The sequence below is a fragment of the Allomuricauda sp. CAU 1633 genome (genome assembly GCF_017313225.1).
Lineage (GTDB): Bacteria > Bacteroidota > Bacteroidia > Flavobacteriales > Flavobacteriaceae > Flagellimonas.
In genome coordinates this window covers 163,361-182,095 of the sequence record NZ_JAFLNE010000005.1, presented here as the reverse complement: position 1 = coordinate 182,095, position 18,735 = coordinate 163,361, and the positions used below count along the sequence as shown (strand labels likewise).

15 protein-coding genes are annotated in these 18,735 nt (G+C 40.4%); 13 read left to right on the top strand and 2 right to left on the bottom strand.

The window, feature by feature from the left end:
• The first annotated feature begins 4 nt into the window (after positions 1-4).
• The 7 genes from J0X14_RS15080 to J0X14_RS15050 all read left to right on the top strand — a co-directional run bounded on the left by J0X14_RS15080 (position 5) and on the right by J0X14_RS15050 (position 9,238).
• On the top strand, positions 5-1,954 hold the full coding sequence (locus J0X14_RS15080) for a hypothetical protein (protein ID WP_207098639.1): 1,950 nt from the start codon (positions 5-7) through the stop codon (positions 1,952-1,954).
• A 387-nt stretch (positions 1,955-2,341) separates the two neighbouring features.
• A complete protein-coding gene (locus tag J0X14_RS15075; RefSeq protein WP_207098638.1) occupies positions 2,342-3,226 on the top strand; it encodes a dienelactone hydrolase family protein in 885 nt (294 codons plus the stop codon).
• Between the two features lie 155 nt (positions 3,227-3,381).
• Entirely contained in the window at positions 3,382-4,746 is a 1,365-nt protein-coding gene (locus J0X14_RS15070; protein WP_207098637.1) for an amidohydrolase family protein, read from the top strand.
• 256 nt (positions 4,747-5,002) lie between these two features.
• Positions 5,003-5,947 carry a helix-turn-helix domain-containing protein gene (locus tag J0X14_RS15065; protein WP_207098636.1) on the top strand — a complete coding sequence of 315 codons (945 nt, stop codon included), beginning with the start codon at positions 5,003-5,005 and terminating at the stop codon, positions 5,945-5,947.
• A gap of 123 nt (positions 5,948-6,070) precedes the next feature.
• Entirely contained in the window at positions 6,071-7,609 is a 1,539-nt protein-coding gene (locus J0X14_RS15060) for a hypothetical protein (protein WP_207098635.1), read from the top strand.
• Complete coding sequence (locus J0X14_RS15055; RefSeq protein ID WP_207098634.1) at positions 7,609-8,115, top strand: nuclear transport factor 2 family protein; 507 nt, start codon at positions 7,609-7,611, stop codon at positions 8,113-8,115. The genes J0X14_RS15060 and J0X14_RS15055 overlap by 1 nt, the downstream gene beginning before the upstream one ends.
• 157 nt (positions 8,116-8,272) lie before the next feature.
• The gene (locus tag J0X14_RS15050; protein WP_207098633.1) at positions 8,273-9,238 is read left to right on the top strand and encodes an ornithine cyclodeaminase family protein; all 966 of its coding nucleotides are present in this window, start codon (positions 8,273-8,275) and stop codon (positions 9,236-9,238) included.
• Positions 9,239-9,244: 6 nt separating this feature from the next.
• On the opposite strand, the gene J0X14_RS15045 is transcribed toward J0X14_RS15050, so the two are convergent.
• Positions 9,245-10,456 carry an MFS transporter gene (locus J0X14_RS15045; RefSeq protein ID WP_207098632.1) on the bottom strand — a complete coding sequence of 404 codons (1,212 nt, stop codon included), beginning with the start codon at positions 10,454-10,456 and terminating at the stop codon, positions 9,245-9,247.
• A 205-nt stretch (positions 10,457-10,661) separates the two neighbouring features.
• On the opposite strand from J0X14_RS15045, the gene J0X14_RS15040 reads away from it, so the two are divergent.
• On the top strand, positions 10,662-11,426 hold the full coding sequence (locus tag J0X14_RS15040; RefSeq protein WP_207098631.1) for an exodeoxyribonuclease III: 765 nt from the start codon (positions 10,662-10,664) through the stop codon (positions 11,424-11,426).
• Between the two features lie 13 nt (positions 11,427-11,439).
• Here J0X14_RS15040 and J0X14_RS15035 read toward each other — a convergent pair whose 3' ends face one another.
• Positions 11,440-12,498, bottom strand: coding sequence for a sensor histidine kinase (locus J0X14_RS15035; RefSeq protein ID WP_207098630.1), 1,059 nt, complete (start codon positions 12,496-12,498; stop codon positions 11,440-11,442).
• Positions 12,499-12,812: 314 nt separating this feature from the next.
• Between J0X14_RS15035 and J0X14_RS15030 the strand changes: the two genes are divergently transcribed.
• The 5 genes from J0X14_RS15030 to J0X14_RS15010 all read left to right on the top strand — a co-directional run bounded on the left by J0X14_RS15030 (position 12,813) and on the right by J0X14_RS15010 (position 18,650).
• Complete coding sequence (locus J0X14_RS15030) at positions 12,813-13,499, top strand: TetR/AcrR family transcriptional regulator (RefSeq protein WP_207098629.1); 687 nt, start codon at positions 12,813-12,815, stop codon at positions 13,497-13,499.
• Complete coding sequence (locus J0X14_RS15025; protein WP_207098628.1) at positions 13,492-15,159, top strand: peptidase domain-containing ABC transporter; 1,668 nt, start codon at positions 13,492-13,494, stop codon at positions 15,157-15,159. The genes J0X14_RS15030 and J0X14_RS15025 overlap by 8 nt, the downstream gene beginning before the upstream one ends.
• 3 nt (positions 15,160-15,162) lie before the next feature.
• Complete coding sequence (locus tag J0X14_RS15020; protein ID WP_207098627.1) at positions 15,163-16,515, top strand: HlyD family secretion protein; 1,353 nt, start codon at positions 15,163-15,165, stop codon at positions 16,513-16,515.
• A 1-nt stretch (position 16,516) separates the two neighbouring features.
• Positions 16,517-17,911: a TolC family protein gene (locus J0X14_RS15015; RefSeq protein ID WP_207098626.1), complete on the top strand. Its 1,395-nt coding sequence runs from the start codon at positions 16,517-16,519 to the stop codon at positions 17,909-17,911.
• Positions 17,912-18,026: 115 nt separating this feature from the next.
• Positions 18,027-18,650 (top strand): flavin reductase family protein, encoded by a 624-nt coding sequence (locus J0X14_RS15010; protein WP_207098625.1) that lies wholly within the window; start codon positions 18,027-18,029, stop codon positions 18,648-18,650.
• Positions 18,651-18,735: the final 85 nt, after the last annotated feature.

The window sequence follows — 18,735 nt, the reverse complement described above, 5'->3', positions numbered from 1 at the left end:
AACCATGCATCAAACTGTCAAAAACCCTCTCCTTTCAGGAGTTGTTATTGTGCTTTGTCTATTGGGTCTGGCTTGTACCTCATCGGCCGAAAAGACGTTTACCGTTGAATTCGATAGTACCAAAAAAGTTGCTGGACGGAAATTTGCAATCAAAGACGTTAGTCCGGGATTACCCACAGATTGGAGCGAATACAATTTCGTTCTTCTTGAAATGATGTCTACCACCTCACAACGTTTTCAGGTAGGCTTTACTACAGAAGAAGGTTATAATGAAATACGGGTAATGAGCTACGTCCCAAAGGGATGGATCAAATTGGCTGTGCCTTTACGGTTTTATACCGATTTACCCAATGCCGCCACTGATATTGCAGGCACCATGAACCAACCCCGTTATTCGGGATGGTTTAATCTTGGTGGAGAACGAGGACCACTCAAAGGTGTTGATTCCATAGGTTTTCGAATGCATGTTCCCATTGACAATCCGAGCATTGAGTTGCGTTCAATCAGTTTACATGTAGATGACCCAGGGGATGAATATTTGGGCGAAACCCCTGTGGTGGATGAGTTTGGGCAATCCAACCTCGTGGATTTTGAGGATAAGATTAAGTCTTTGGACCAACTCAAGTCCGATTGGGAGTCAGAAGAGGAAATGCTGAAAAAGCCAGAAAACTTCAATTACTCCAAATATGGGGGATATCTAAATACCCAATTGGAAGCCACGGGCTATTTCAGAACCCAAAAAGTTGATGGTAAGTGGTGGTTTGTGGATCCTGACGGCCATCAATTCCTATCCTTGGGTGTAGATTGTATTTCTCCCGGAAATGGTGGAGATGTGAATCGATTGGATCAACGTTCAAATTTTATGAAAGAAGCCCCGCCAGAAGGAATGGGATTAAATCCTGATAACCCAAATTCGGTCTCTTTCGGCACTTGGAATCTATATCGCCGATTTGGGGAAGATTACGTCTCCAAATCAAATGAGATGATTATTGACAGAATGTCCAATTGGGGCATAAATACCATTGCAAACTGGTCCAGTAGGGATATTATCAATATGAACAAAAAACCCTTCATGCTCCAACTTTATGGGCTTGGCATAGGTGAGGGGGTAATGGGACTTGCAGATGTATACGCCGATGACTTCAAGGACAAAATTGGAAATGTGGTCAAGGAGACCGTTACACCCTATCGGGAGAACCCTTGGCTTATAGGATATTTTACGGGCAACGAACCATCCTGGTTAGGTCAAGAATCGAGACTTTGTGACCTAATATTAGCCGAGCAGGATGATAAACCGATGAAAAAAGCGCTTCAACAGTACTTGGTCAATGGCGACACCCCAGAAATAAGAAAGGCTTTTATATACGAAACCTTTGAAACATTTCTCCAAACCGTGGAAGCTGCTGTAAAACAAAATGACCCCAATCACATTACTTTGGGTATCCGATTTGGAAAAATTCCTGAAGATGGAATTTTGGAAATTTGTAAGGACATATTCGATGTTTTCAGTTTTAACTGCTACGAACTTGTACCTCCGGAAGAGGATATGAATAGAATACTGGAAATTGCAGACTTACCCATGGTAATTGGAGAATACCACGCCGGAACGGTAGATAGAGGAATGGCCCAGGCACTTGTTCAAGTTGAAAACCAAGAAGAGCGTGGTGTTGCCTATAGACTTTACACGGAGCAAGCCTTTAAACATCCAGGATTAATTGGGGTTGGTTACTTTCAATGGTCCGATCAAGATGTTACAGGTCGGGGTTACGACGGCGAGAACTACAATTGTGGCTTGGTCGATGTGACCGACCGCCCATATAAACACATGGTAAGTGCCATAAAAGAAACGGCCAAAAGATTATACGGAGTGCATTCCCAAGAATTAAAGGCCTATGATCAATTACCGTTGAATCCATGTGGCTATGGCCTCATTCCAGATTTATGGAACGAATGATATTCTTTAGAAAAGGTCAGTTTATAGTTAGGAGCAAAATAAACCAGGTACGAGTTTCTTTTTAGTCGCCAAAACCATCAATGGGTAAATTACATATTCATCCAATTCTCGATAAGTATGTCCTATGTATGCCAAAATTCATTGTTTCAACCAATGTCTAGGTTCTTTGTAGTAAAGGCTAACAGATTATGGCGAGTGATACTTGGAACAAGTTGTTCAGGACAATAAGTCAGTTGTTCACAGAAAACCAATAGTGTTTGATTGATTTTGGTTTATCTTAAGGTGACATTCCAGGTTATTCTATGTTTTAGTAATTAATTAAAAATGAGTATTTTAAAATGCTGTTACTAGAATTTCCCCGAATTAACTAATACAAACAACACGATCATGGAAAAATTAAAAAAAGAAGACATCAAACAAGAAGTTTTCGACCTGTATGACGACTACGCCCATAACAAAATACAACGACGGGAATTTATTGAAAAGCTGGGCTTGTATGCGGTAGGGGGAATCACTGTGGCTTCACTGATGAGCTTTTTGATGCCCAATTATGTTGACACCATGTTGGTGGACAAAAATGACCCTAATTTAGAATCCAAGTTTATCACCTATAACTCCCCAAAAGGGGGAGGGGAAATCAAAGCTTTATTGTCAAAACCTAAGGATGCCAAAGGAAAATTGGGAGGTATTGTTGTGGTACATGAGAATAGGGGACTAAATCCTTATATTGAAGATACGGCTAGAAGAGCGGCCCTTGCAGGGTTCATTACCATAGCCCCAGATGCGCTTACCCCGCTGGGTGGTTATCCCGGTAATGATGATGAAGGTAGAACGTTACAACGGCAACGGGACCGTAATGAAATGCTGGAAGATTTTATAGCAGCGTTTGAATATCTTAATGCTCATGACGACTGTAGTGGGAAAATTGGGGTGGTCGGTTTTTGTTTCGGAGGATGGATTTCCAATATGATGGCCGTAAAAGTTCCTGAACTGGCTGCAGCGGTTCCCTTTTATGGAGGGCAGCCCACTGAGGATATTGACAAAATCAATGCCCCATTGATGCTCCAATACGCTGGCTTGGATGAGCGGGTCAATGCCGGTTGGCCAGAATATGAAAAGGCCTTAAAAGAAAATGGCAAGGAGTACTCGGCCTTTGTGTACCCAGATGTAAATCATGGGTTTCATAACACAACTACGCCAAGGTATGATAAGGAGACGGCTGAACTTGCCTGGAAACGAACCATTGAATTCTTCAAGGAAAAGCTTAGTTGAGCAAGCAGACCTTATCCTTCCCCGGTCACAAATAAATAAAAGCAAGCAAAACAAGCTTGCTTTTTTGATATGGATTATTCTCAAAGGAGTTCTTCAACTGTAACATTTGGATTTGCACATTGTCCTTATCACAATTGTTTTAAAAACTACGCTATATGTTACGTGTTGTATTGATTGTCTTGCTCCTGACCCTTTTGTCATGTGGAACGAAAGACAATTTAGATTACCAATTGATCATTACCAATGCCTCTGTATTTAATCCTAAAACCCTTCAAATTGAAGAGGGTCAAAGTGTTTTTATTAAAGACGGTATTATTCAAAAAATACTCAAAACCGAGAATGCCCACAATAGATTTAAAAATGTATTGGATGCCCAACACAAACTCTTAACCCCGTCCTTTGTCGATGTACACAATCACTTGAACTTTATTTTTGGGGATACAACGGTCATTACAGATTCCAGCAAATATGAAGCTGCACGTAGAAAGATGACGGAGCAATATTTACCCTATGGAGTCACTGTCGTCCGCTCTGCAGGGGGAAGGAAGGAACACATTCCTATGATGAAATCATGGATGGCCCCAAGTTCCCAATATGTGGACTATTACCCAACTGGCGGGGCATTGGTCTCCTTGAACACCCAATTTTATAACCACACTTTTGTACCGAATGTAGCTCAGGTCGATTCTGCCGTGAGAGCCTACAGCGCGAATGGATTCAAACACATAAAGGTGTACAGTCTAATCGGTAAAGAGCAGTTGAAAACAGCCATTGAAACGGCCAATGAACTCAACATGGGTGTTGTTGGCCATATTGAGAATGCCATGATATCAATTGATACAGCAATAACAGCAGGACTGCACAATTTTGAACATGTGAAGACTCTATTCCTCGATGTTATTCGGTATTATGAATCCACAAATGGAATTATCACGAATTTACCTCCGGATGACAATGACAATTGGCGCTTCAGGGAATATGAGGTATTCAACTATTTAGGAGATAATGACCCAAAATTAAATTCCTTGGTCGAAAGATTAAAAGAAAACCGAGCTTCAGTTACACCTACATTGACCCTTTATGCGCATCCATTGGGATTGACCGAGAGTAGTCTCAATTTAGAACTTCATAAGGAAGATAGGTTTGATTGGTTGCCCGAAAAATTGGAAAGGGCGAGAAAGGGGTATTCTGTTTTAGAAGCGTTAACCTACAAACTTTACAAAAATGGAGTGAGGCTGAATACTGGTTCAGACACCTACGAGCCTGGAAAAACCATTCTTAGTGAAATGGTATTGTTGAACAGAGCGGGAATTCCCATGATGGAGGTTTTAAAGATTGCTACGCTAAATAGTGCTGAGTCAATGAATATGGATGAATGGTACGGGTCGTTGGAAGTTGGCAAAAAAGCAGATATGATTTTGTTCGAGAAAAACCCATTGGAAAACCCTTTATATCTGTTGTCAACAAAAATGGTTTTTAAAGATGGTGTTCTTTGGAGTCCCACAGGCGAAAACCCTTGAAACGGTATGTTAGTAGTTGTGCAGCGGATGTATTTTGCTTTGCAAACAAGAGGCAAGTAATGTGTTTTTGACGATTCAGTATCAAAATTTATTCATCTATTTTTGAAAGTAAACCATACAGGTGGACTCTCACTTTTTAAATGACCTGATTATTTTATTAAACGCTTTTGGCGTTGGAAACTGTTTTGTGCTTTCCATTGTTTTTGCAAGACATTATCTAAATGGCGGTAAAACTCACGAAATTTGGATTTCAATCTTGCTTTTCGTTCTGGGCTTTGTTACCCTGAATACCATCATTAATGAAACAGGATATGCTGCGCTATTCCCAAAGTATGAACCGTTAAGCAATGCATTTGGGTATGCCATAGCTCCATTACTATACTTGGTGGTAAAATCATTAAGATTTAATTCCAATCGGAAGTCTGACTGGCGACATTTATGGTTTCCCCTTTTCATTTTAGGGGTCACATTAGGTAATCTATTTATCCCGACCGATTTTTTAGTTAAGGAATATTTATCCCTATTCACCCAAGATTCCTTCTTTAAAATTGTATGGAACATCTATTTTGCGACGTATCTGATTTTTGCGTTCCGGGTGATGCCAAAAACGGCCTCAAAAATGAACGAGAAGCTGGTAAGAACCTTATTTTGGGGAGTGTCTTTGATTTGGTTTCTCAACCTTTTAAGTTACATTTTAGGGGAAATACTTTTTCCCAAAACCGTTTTTCTAAGATTAAATGTTACAGTTCTATTTTTTGGTTTGACGCTCTATATTTTTTACGGCCAGCTTTTTTACCCTGGATCGAAGAGAAAAAAATCCAGAAAAGTCATTGTAGAGGGCACAAGTAAAACAGCACAAGAAGAAGATTTTGAAACCATCCTAAACAAGATAGTGGGTCAAAAATTATATCGCGATTCCGATTTGAGCGTGCGGAGTCTGTCGGTTCATTTAGGCATTTCATATACAAACCTTAGCCAAATGATAAATGAGGAAACGGGCGCCAATTTTAATGATTTTATCAATGGACTACGCATTGATGAGGTGGTTTCCTTTTTAAAAAGTGATGCCCATAAGGATTATACCATTTTGGGGTTGGCACAGCAGGTCGGATTTCGTTCAGCTTCCAGTTTTTATGCGGCATTTAGAAAAGTCACCGGAACCACTCCAACCGCGTATATCCATCAACTCCGCAACACATAAAAGTTGTTTGGATTTACAAATCCAAACATGTTGAAATAGCAAAAGACAAGGGTATTTGCTAATCTTGTGCCAAGTCAAAAACAAAATTTCGACTTCATCACATCAATCAAAAACATCTTTATTATGCTTATTTTTTATAGACTTCAAGTAGTCGCACTACTACTATTTCAATTTCTTGGTTTTTCTTCTTCGACAAAAATCGACACTAATAAATTGGCTCACCCCACTTTGAACAATTCCAAAGCGACGGTTTATACAATTCATTGGGATGAAACCCATCCCAAACTGCTCAAGGTCCAGTTGACCACCACACTTACGGATCAAAAATTATTTATGGCTCATGGAGCTGGGCATTTGCCCAATGGCTGGGCAAACTTTATCCATAATTTAAGAGTGACAACGCTTGATGGCGAAACCGTTCCGATAGAGCAGGACGATGGTGCCAATTGGAGTGTTAAGGCAGATATAGGTCAGCAGATACAAGTAGCTTATGAATACCATTTGGACCATGAAGACTACGAATGGAGTGGCGGATTGGATGGGGTGGCGTATACCACTAATTGGGGAAATTTTTATGCCGGTAGGACTGTTTTTGTTCTCAATGGAGAAGAGCAAAAGGATATTGAGGTTGTTTTCGATATCCCGACAAGCTGGAAGGTTACCCATCCATGGGAAACCAATACAAAAGTCCAAAACAGCAGTATAGCCCAAAATCAAACAGAGCTAACACAATCCATGTTCTTTATAGGAAAACATGAAGAATTTAGGGTGCAGGAAGAGGGGTTTGAGTTGATTTTTGCCCTAGGCGGGAGCAGTGTGGTTTCGGAAACCAAAATCTATAAGGATATGGCACGCGGCGTAATGGATTACTATACCCAGCTGATGGGTGGACTCCCTAAAACCCAATTCAAAGACAAAGTAATCAGAAGTGTAGTGATCATAAATGAGGCTGCTACTACTGATGGGGAGGTTTTGGGAAATAACATCAGTATCATGATCAAAAGTGAAGGCGGTCCAATGGACAAAATGTTGGGGAAATTCATTTTTGCGCATGAATTCTTCCATTTATGGAATGGTAAGTCCATCGTTCCTGCGGATGATCGCACCGAGTGGTTCAAGGAAGGTTTTTCTAATTATTACACCTTAAAATCATTACGACAGACCAATTTTTTGGACGATGCAGGTTTCTTGAATGTCTTAAATTCTTTGTTTTATCAGCGATATAGAACCGATGATGGCCTTGGAAAGATTGCCATGGTTCAAGGAGAGGAAAAACATGCGCATTGGGGACTTATTTATGCCGGGGGACTCTTCACGGCAATGGCACAAGACATCATGATACGTAAAACTTCAGAAAACAAACACAGCCTTGATGATGTAATGAAGGACCTATACCAGACCTATTCCGGGACTTCGGATACCTACACTTTGGATGAGTTGAAAAATAGACTATCACAATTAAACAGGGCGGACCAATCAGACTTTTTTAAAAAGTATGTTGAAGGTGCGGAAGTGATACCTATTGATACGTATTTATCGATGGGGCCATTTAACGCCGAAATTAAGGATGGGTCTCTTTTAATACAGCCGAAAGCGAATCTATCTGCTTTGGACACTGAAATTTTAAACGGCTTTTTTGGAAAAATTCAAAGTGCCCAATAATGAAATTGAAAATGGATAAAATGAAGTATCGAAAAAGTTGGGGATTGCTAATTGTATTCCTTTTGGTTGGAATGAACACCTCTTTAGCGCAAAACACATTTGATGCCCATGCGTATATCAAGGCCTATTTTTCATTAGATCAGGAAGGGTTTTCAAGCTTCTTGGATGATAAAGTTGTTTGGAGTGATCCAACTTGGTCAGAGGTAGCCCCCGGCAATAAACCCGTAGAGGGCAAACAAAACATGCTCGAGCATTTAAAAGTGGCTACCGCGGGCCTCAGCAATATGCATTACAAGATAGATTATCAGTTTCAATCTGGGAATATGTATGTTTTTGAAGGAACTTTGAACTATTCATGGACCGACCCAAATGGAAAACAATTCGATTTTTCCATTCGCGAAGTGAGCGTTCTTAAAACCAAAGAAGGTAAAATCATTGAGCATACAGATTATGGTGATTTCAAAACTTGGAGGGAGCAATACCTAAATCAATCGGAAAACAATTAGCTATATTTGACTAAACTTTCACTCCGTAGTTCATAAGATATGGTGAGGGCAAACCTATCTGTAACAATTATACGGAATCAACCAATCTTGATAGGATATTCCCATACACGCATTTCTGATTTAATAGTGCAGTCCATAATAGGTATATTTAAGACCTATGGAAAATATTCTTCAAATAGATGCCACTTTTATTGAGAAAAACACTCATTTTCCCGACCTGATCAATGCTTTGGAAATTGCTTTCTCAGAAAAAGCGGCCTTGGTACCTATGCGACATCATCACGACTTTCCCAACCCGTCCGTTGGAAAAGAGTCCACTTTATTATTAATGCCGGCTTGGAATCCTGGCAAGGAAGCTGGTGTTAAGATGGCAACCGTAAGTCCGGCTAATGGAAAGTTTGATTTACCCGCAATACAAGGAATCTACATTTATTTGGACGCATTGAAAGGAAGTGTTAGAGCACTTTTGGAAGCTAAAAGTTTAACGGTGAAACGTACCGCAGCCGCTTCCGCACTTGCCTCTAAATTTTTAAGTAGACCCGATTCCAAATCAATGCTCATGATTGGAACAGGTGCCCTATCTCCCAATTTGATTAGGGCTCATGCCAGTATTCGACCCATAGAAGAAGTCTATGTTTGGGGTAGGAACTTTAAGAAGGCAGAACATATTCGCCATATTCTGAAAGATGAAAACCTTACCATAACTCCAGTGAGGAATATTGAAGATAAAATTGGTCAGGTGGATATAATTTCAACAGCTACCTTGTCGAGCACACCTTTGGTATTGGGTAAATTCCTAAAACCTGGGCAACATTTAGATCTTGTAGGAGCCTACCGCACAGATATGCGCGAAGCAGATGATGAGGCAATACAGAAATCTGAAGTGTTTGTAGATACTCTTGAAGGTGGTTTAAAAGAGGGAGGTGATATTGTAATCCCTTTAAAAAATAAGGTGTTGCAAGAAAAAGATATAAAGGCCGATCTCTTTGCAATGGCTGGTAAAAAGCACTTCGGAAGGGAAAACAATGAACAAATCACTTTTTTTAAATCCGTAGGACATGCCTTGGAGGATTTAACAGCGGCCACCTATTATTTTAATTTGTTCAAAAACAAAAAGCAGTAAGGTTTGCTACATACAAAGAGATTCTTTTCTCTTTTTCTTTTCCTCCGTTTTTTGAACATACAGAATGGCTATTCCAATACATGCTCCAGCAAAAGCCAATAGGCCCCCAACCACACTTGCATAGTTCACGGGTAGTCCAAAAACCATGGGAAGACCGCCCAAATACGCACCGGATGCATTGGCCATGTTAAAGGCACTTTGATTCATTGAGGACCCCAATTTTTCAGCTCCTTTTGCAGCTTTGATAATGGATATTTGAATGGGTGCGGCTAGCGAAAAGGTAATAACCCCAACAATAAAACTCAGGACAAAAATGGCGATGCTACTGCTGGCCAAAAGTGAATTCACTATAAGAATGGCGGTCATGCTCAGTAAGCTGATGATTACAGATTTTCCAGCTGAAAAAACTTCCACCATTCGAGCTCCTAAAAAATTGCCAATGAACATACCAACACCTGCAACGATCATAACATAGCCTACATAAGCCTCTGGCAAATGGGTTACGGTGATAACCAGAGGGGCAATATAGCTGTACCAAGAAAAAAATCCACCTGTTCCAATGGTGGTTAAAGCAATCAAGGCCCAAAGTTTTTTACTTCTTATGCCCGAAGCGGCCGTTTGACCTTCCTCAAGTTCTTCTTCTCCCAGAGATTGCTTGGGCATCCAGTAGTATAGGCTGGCCAGTGTGGCAATACCCGCAATCCCAACAAGCATAAAAGAAAAGCTCCAATGCCACTCTTGACCGATGTACGTCCCAAGGGGAACACCTACCACATTGGCAACTGTAAGTCCAGAGAACATAATGGCCATAGCTTGTGCGGCTTTACCTGGTTTGGCCAAATAGCCAGAGACTACGGCACCGATGCCAAAAAAAGCGCCGTGGGGCATTCCAGACAAAAATCGGAATAACATCATGACCCAATAGTTTCCTGAAAATGCCGATAGGGTATTGAAAACCGTAAACCAGACCATCAAAAACAATAATGATTTCTTTGGAGTCAGTTTTCCGATGACCTTGGCCATAAGGGGAGCACCGATTACCACACCTAAAGCATAAATGGCAATAAAATGACCGGCTTTGGATATGGAAATGTCCATGGAATCGGCAATATTGGGCAAAATACCCATAATCACAAATTCGGTTAGACCAATCCCAAAGCCACCAACGGCTAGGGACAGCAATGCTTTTGTATTTGTTGAATGTGAAGGTTGGCTCAAGTCCGTAGGGTTAGGTTACAAATAAAAATGAAACTACAAAGGTACATGATAATACTTGACTGGGTTACAAGCATTTTTACCTAATTCTGTATTGATTTATCCTTTGGAGAAGATTTAAAATGAAGTTTGAAAACCGTAGAATATTTCCAGTACAATCCGCTATAAGCCGTATCTTTAGGAAAACTATACCAACTAAAACAAGTATATGTTAATTCTTTCGTGGAACGTAAACGGCATTAGGGCCATCACCAAAAAAGGGTTCTTGGAGAACATTGAAAACCTGAACCCTGATGTCCTTTGTATACAGGAAACCAAGGCCCAAGAGCATGAAACTGAAAAAGAGCTCTCAAAGTTACCCGAGTATGCGGTTTTTTCCAATTCAGCCGAGAAAAAAGGCTATTCCAGTACCGCACTTTTGAGCAAAGAAGAGCCTGTCTCGGTAAAAAATGATATGGGCGTCCCAGAACATGATTCCGAAGGAAGGATTCAATGTGCGGAATACAACGATTTTTTTCTGGTGAATGTTTATGTTCCCAATTCTGGGCAAAAATTGGACCGTTTGGAATATCGTAAAACTTGGGATGCAGATTTTTTGAAGTATCTCAAGAACTTGGAAGCGAAGAAGCCCGTGATAGTTTGCGGAGATTTTAATGTGGCCCACAGGGCCATCGACCTTAAGAATGATAAGTCCAATTACAACAAGACCGCTGGGTATACCCAAGTGGAGATAGATGGAATGGATAATTTTTTGGATGCTGGGTTTGTGGATTCCTTTCGGAAATTACACCCGGATGTGGTAGCTTATACCTACTGGAGTTACCGCTTTCAGGCCCGCGAGCGAAATACGGGTTGGCGTATCGATTATTTCCTGGTCAGCCCCAAGTTAATGGACAAAGTTGAATCGGTGACCATTTTTTCAGATGTGTTGGGCTCTGACCATTGCCCAATAGGATTACATATCAATTTGTGATACCCTGTTGTCTTTAGCGTTTAAATTTTATGGTGTAAGTGGTTCCCTTACCAACTTCACTCTCCACAGCTATGGTGCCCCCCAAGCTAGTCACATGGTTATGCACCAAATATAGGCCCACCCCTTTGCTATCCTCATTGCCGTGAAACCTTTCATTCAATTTAAAAATGAGGTGCCCAACGTTTTCCATATCCATACCAAGCCCATTGTCTGAATACATTAAACACCGTTTCCCATTCTGTTGATTAGATTTTATGGAGATAATGGGCGGTACGCCCGGTTTTGCGTACTTGATGGAATTGGTCACCAAATTCAAAAAAATACTTTCCATAAAATTTTCCTTAAAGGGCACGCTCTCCATTCCTGAGAAATCTACTTGGAATTTGGCACCTGCCTTTTGAATTAAGGCACTAATGGAACTTTGCACTTTTTGGAGTACATCACTAAAAAAAACCTCTTTTAGCACATTATTTATGGTATCATGCTTCACATGGGCGTCTATGAACGCATTTAGTGAAGTTTTTAATCCTTCCGCAGAGAGCCGTATAAGACTGACTATTTCCCTGGTATCAGCATCATCAATTTTGGAAAGGTCGATGAAATTGGTCAGGGACATTAAATTGTTCAAAGGAGACCTAAGGTCATGTGAGGTGGTATAGTTTTGCTGCTTAAGCTTTTCATTTACTTTGTGAAGTTGGCTTAAATGGGATATACGCTCGTTCTCAAGTTTTTTATTGTGGGTGATATCTTTGGCAATGGCATAGATCAATCGCTCATTTTCTAAAGGAATCGAAGTCCAGTGCAGCCAAACAAGTTCTCCAGATTTACACACATATCTGTTCTCAAAATTAACCAAGGGAACGTTGTTTTTTAGTTCTTCCCTGTGTGCCGCAGTACGTTCCTTGTCTTCGTGATAAATAAATTCTGAAATTTTTTTTGAATGCAACTCTTCTTCAGAATAGCCCAAGAGTGCCACAAAAGCAGGATTGATTTTCACAAAATACCCCTCATAATTCGCAATACAAAGACAATCCACGGATTGGTCAAAAAAAGGTTCTAATTGGATGTTCATTCAGTTAAGTTCCTAGTCCTTATTTTAAAGTTTGTGTGACACGGGTCTACCTCTATGCCAATATGAGCATTTTCTTTTTTAATACCAGCACTAACGTATAAAAATAAGCACTTATTAACTACACTTTTAGATTTTACTTTCGTAAAACTGCTTTTGGACCCATGGACGGTTTACATCAAAAGCTTATCCTACAAACAAACCACTTTGGGCTTATTGGGTCGACTAACAAAAGAAGCGTTAATTGAAAGTTAAACCATCGAATATTAATAGTAATACTTTTATATTTGCGAATAACTATTTCAAAATGCACATAAATGGAACAGTTAATGCAATCGCTTCGTATGGGAATAAATGAAAAACTTTACCTAAAGGATCCTGAGTCATCAGACCTTGGTAAAAAAATTGTTGAACAAAGCATTTTGATGGTTAATGAGATGGGCTTTGAAAGCTTCACCTTTAAAAAGTTGGGTGTGGCAATCAATTCCAACGAAAGCTCCATATACCGCTATTTTGAGAACAAACACAAACTCTTGCTCTACCTTGCCTCCTGGTATTGGGGTTGGATGGAATACAAAATGGTGTTTGCAACACACGGTATACCAGATGCCCTTAAAAAGCTAAAAAAAGCAGTTGAAATTCTTACCCAGAATGTTGAGCAGGACAATGCATTCACCCATATTAATGAAGTGGTACTGAATAAAATAGTCATCAATGAATTTTCCAAATCCTATCTCACCAAGGAAGTGGACAAAGAGAATAAGGAAGGCTATTTTTTGGTCTATAAAAGATTGGTGAACAGGCTTACTCAAATGATAATGGCTGTGGATTGCGAATATCCTTACCCTATGAGTCTGGCCAGTACCATTTTTGAGGGATCGCTGCATCAATATTTTTTGAAGGAACATTTTCCGGCCCTGACCAACTGTAATGAATCGGTTACTCCGTTTGATTTTTTTACGGATTTGATTGACCGAACCCTAAATGTAAAATCCAATGACTAAAGACATACTAACAGCATGGCAACGACTAATGGGCATGCTCACCTTGGACAAAAAAGATGTTTTCCAAGTGTTTTATTACGCCATTTTTGCTGGATTGGTAAACCTCTCGCTCCCTTTGGGAATCCAGGCCATCATCAACTTGATACAAGGTGCCCAGATAAGCACATCATGGGTGGTTTTGGTGGTTTTGGTCACTCTGGGAGTGGCATTTGCTGGTGCACTTCAGCTGATGCAAATCAGGATTATTGAGAACGTTCAACAGAAAATTTTTACTCGTTCATCTTTTGAATTTGCCTATCGTTTTCCAAAAATACGCATGAGCCAACTGAGCAGTTATTATCCGCCAGAACTGGCCAATCGCTTTTTTGATACACTGACCATTCAAAAAGCACTTTCAAAAATATTAATTGATTTTCCAGCGGCCTTACTGCAGATCATTTTTGGACTTTTGCTGCTCTCCTTTTACCATCCCTTCTTTATTATTTACGGATTGTTGTTGGTATTGTTGATTTATGTGGTCTTCAAGTTCACAGCGCAAAAAGGTTTGGAGACCAGTTTGGAAGAATCCAAGAACAAGTACAAAGTAGCCCATTGGATACAGGAAATTGCTCGATCTATCATCAGTTTTAAGCTTTCGGGTAAAACCTCACATGCCATGGACAAGAACGATGCTCTTGTGACCAAATATCTGGATGCTCGGGAAAGTCACTTTAGGATAATTGTCATACAATTTATCCAAATGATTGGATTCAAAGTCTTGGTCACAGCTGGTTTATTGTTGATAGGAGGGCTATTGGTACTGGACCAGCAAATGAACATAGGTCAGTTTGTGGCTGCGGAAATCATTATTCTCTTAGTGATCAATTCTGTTGAAAAACTGATTTTGGGTCTGGAAACTTTTTATGATTTATTGACATCACTCGAAAAAATGGGACAAGTGGTGGATAAAGAATTGGAGCCCCAAGAAGGAGAAACCCCTTTCCAGGGATGGGATGGGCTCACCATTGAACTCAACGAAGTAACCTATAAAGTGCCGGGAAGGGAAAAGAAGATTTTGGACAACATATCCTTTACCATTACGCCCCAGTGTTCAATTCTTCTGAAAGGCCCTAGTGGTTCTGGACGATCTACCTTGCTCCGATTGATTGCTGGAATCTTGGAACCCGCTGAAGGAAAAATCTATGTGAATAATGTTGACCTTAAAGGAATTTACCTGAACGAATATCGATCGTATTTGGGTCAATCCCTTACAGAAGAGTATCCATTTGAAGGGACCATGTTGGACAATATTACGTTCGGTGACAAAAACATTCCAATGGAAGATGTGTATTGGGCCATTGAAAAAACCGGACTTACCCAGTTTGTAAAGGAACAGCCTCAAGGACTTCAGACCATACTCTATCCTGAAGGAAAGAAAATCCCCTATACCATTTCAAAAAAGATTGTTTTGGCCCGAAGTATAGTGCATCGTCCAAAACTATTGATTCTTAAAGACCCCTTGGACCAATTTTCTGAAAAGGAAGCTGATCAGATTATGGAGTTTCTGGCAGACGCTTCAAACGGATGGGCTTTGGTTGTTGTCAGCGAAAATCCAAAATGGGTAAGCCTGTGCAACAAAACCATCGCTATTGAGAACGGAAAATTGATTAAAGAAAGTTAAGTCATGCTGAATATATCCCATAACAAACTGAACCAAAAAGTAGACATCACTGTCTACAGGGCAGGATTAAAGGTGTTCCACAAGCGTCACTACAAACAGTTCAATCGTTTTTTGGCGGCATTTTTTATTATCGCATTCGTGGTGCTATTTTTACCGTGGACCCAGACCATATCCGGGCGTGGCTATTTAACCACCTTAACACCAGATCAACGCCCACAGACCATTCAATCCCCAATTCCAGGACGAATTGAAAAATGGTTTGTGAGAGAAGGGGATTATGTGGAAAAGGGAGATACCATTCTTCAGATCTCTGAAGTGAAAAGCGAATATTTTGACCCCAAATTGGTAGAACGTACCGGACAGCAAATCAAGGCTAAAACCATGTCGGTAAGCTCATATCAAGAAAAAGTAGGGGCATTGGGAACACAAATTCAGGCTTTGTCCCAAGAGCGTCAACTAAAACTGGAACAGGCCAAAAATAAATGGACGCAGTCCAAACTCAAGGTAAAGAGTGATAGTATTGACTTGGAGGCGGCCAAGACCAATATCGCCATTGCCCAACGGCAATACGACCGGGTGGTGCAATTGGAAAAAGAAGGTTTAAAAGCCGTAACCGATTTGGAGGAAAAGCGGTTAAAGCTCCAAGAAGCCCAAGCAAAGATCATTTCACAAGAGAACAAGTTACTGGCCAGTAAAAATGACGTCATCAATGCCCAAATGGAAATCAATAGGGTGCAAGCGGAATACACGGACAAAATTTCCAAAGCTCGTAGTGATTTGTACACGGCCCAATCCAATCAGTTCGATTCTGAGGCTGAAGTGACCAAACTGGAAAACGCATACACCAACTACGAAATGCGGAATAGTCTACAATTTATTCGCGCACCACAGAGCGGTTATATTAACAAGGCACTACAGTCGGGGTTGGGAGAAACGTTCAAGGAAGGAGACCGACTCGTTGGAATTATGCCAGACAAATATGATATGGCTGTGGAAACTTACGTAGACCCAATTGATTTGCCACTGATTCATGTTGGAGAGAAGGTGAGAATCCAGTTTGACGGTTGGCCTGCTATTGTTTTTAGCGGTTGGCCCAATGTTTCCTACGGAACCTTTGGGGGAAAGATTGTTGCCATAGAGACCTTTATCAGTCCAAATGGAAAATATAGGGTGCTCTTGGCTCCAGATGAGGAAGATCAAGAATGGCCAAAGGATATAAGAGTAGGTTCTGGGGCGGGTACCATGGCTTTGTTGGAAGATGTTCCCATTTGGTTTGAGCTGTGGAGACAACTCAATGGATTCCCACCCAATTATTATCAACCTCAAAATTCAACCGCCGATGCCAAAAAGCAGTAGGATGAGAGTTTTCTTGTGGACTTTTTTCTTGACCGTCTTGGCTTCCCAAGCGCAACAAGATAGTCTAGTTTTGGGTTTTAAGGAGTATTTGGGGTATGTGAAAAAATACCACCCCATTGCCAAACAGGCTCAATTGACGATTGCCACGGGACAGGCCAATCTTATGAAGGCCAGAGGCGGATTTGATCCCAAGGTAGAAGTGGATTATGACCGCAAGGAATTCAAGGGGACTGAATATTGGAACCGCCTCAATACCACCTTTAAAATTCCTACATGGTTTGGGATTGAACTAAAAGGAAACTATCAACAAAATGAAGGGACTTACATAAACCCAGATGAGATCCTACCGGAAGATGGGCTATATTCTGCAGGTGTGTCCATGTCCTTGTTGGATGGTCTTTGGGCCAATGAACGAATGGCCACTTTGCGTAAGGCCAAATTTTTTAGGGAACAGTCCAAGGCAGATCAGGATATTATGGTCAACGAGGTGCTGTACAAGGCATCCATAGCCTATTTTGATTGGATGAAAGCTTTTAGGGACGCTGAAGTTTTTAAAGACTTTTTAGATAATGCAGAGACCAGATTCCAAGGCATTCGGCAAAGCGCATTGGCAGGTGACATAGCCATGATTGATACTGTGGAGGCAGGTATCGCAGTACGGAACCGTGAGCTGGGATACGAGCAGGCCAAAGTGGAATTGATGAAAAAGTCACTTGAAGTTTCCAATTTTTTGTGGATTGAGGATGTGCCGGTTGAATTGCAGCCGGACGTAACTCCAGATTTAGACACCGAAAACGAGATTGATGTGACCTTGGAAATCTTGGGGAAACCGCTGGATAGTTTTAGTTTAGAGAGTCACCCCAAGTTACGATCACTGGAATACAAAATAGACGGCCTTAAGGTTGATAAACGACTCAAGGCCAACAAGCTCTTGCCAAAGTTGGATGTGGAATACAATTTTCTAACAGAATCACCTGATAGAATAAATTCTTTTGTGACAGAAAATTACAAAGCAGGACTTTCATTTCAATTGCCTTTGTTTTTACGAAAGGAGCGAGGAGACCTTAAACTGGCCAAATTCAAACTGATGGATGCAGAGTTTGAGCGGGATAATGCCCAAGTGGAGATTCAGAATAAGGTAATTGCCATTTATAGGGAATTGGATTCGTATATTGTCCAAAACCAATTGATTGCGGATATTGTAAAGGACTACACTACCATGCTGGATGCAGAGGAGCGTAAGTTTAGTTTTGGGGAAAGCTCATTGTTTTTGATAAATTCTAGGGAAAGCAAGTTGATTGATGCCTATCTAAAACGAAACGAAATGCAGAACAAGTTTTTTCACACCAAAGCGAAACTGTTTAAAAGCCTGGCCATTAATCCAGAAAATTTGTGAGCTGACCTTGCATGATGTTTAATTATAAATTCAAAATATTAAACATTTAATATCTTTGCAAAGTAAAATAATGGTGACCCACCAAGTCAAAAATCAATATTTATAAGACGTTGTAATGAAGTGTTTTGCACAATCGGATTTAAATGCTTTGGAAGGTTTATATCGAATGAACTTGATCAATGGGCTCTCTGGGTTTAAATCCGCCAATTTAATAGGAACCATTGATTGGGATGGCAATGAAAATGTGGCGATTTTCAGTTCTGTGATTCATTTGGCATCAGACCCTCCAATCTTGGGATTTATCCATAGGCCGATAAAAATGGGGGGCAACACCTATGAAAATATAAAACAAACTGGATTTTATACCATAAATCATCTTTCAAAAAAAATTATGGAAGATGGTCATCATACATCAGCAACGTATGAAAAAGATGTTTCAGAATTTGAAATGACCAACTTAAAATCAGAATATCTTAATGATTTTAAAGCTCCCTTTGTGATGCAGTCTCCGGTTAAAATTGCCATGAAATATCTGGAGGAATACTCCATAAAACCCAACGACACCATTTTGATGGTTGGTGAGATTATCGCTGTTTATCTGGAAGATGGTCTATTGCAAGAAGATGGATTTATTGATCTCTCCAAAGGAAATGTAATGACTGTAAACGGGCCGGACGGTTACGCCCGTACAAAATTGGACAATAGATATCCCTACCAGTTTCCCAAATCAAAAAGATAGTAGAGGTGCGTCATTAAAAAGCCCCCAAGATTAATTTCTTGAGGGCTTTCTACATTAACTTAACTAAACAATACTTAAAACATAC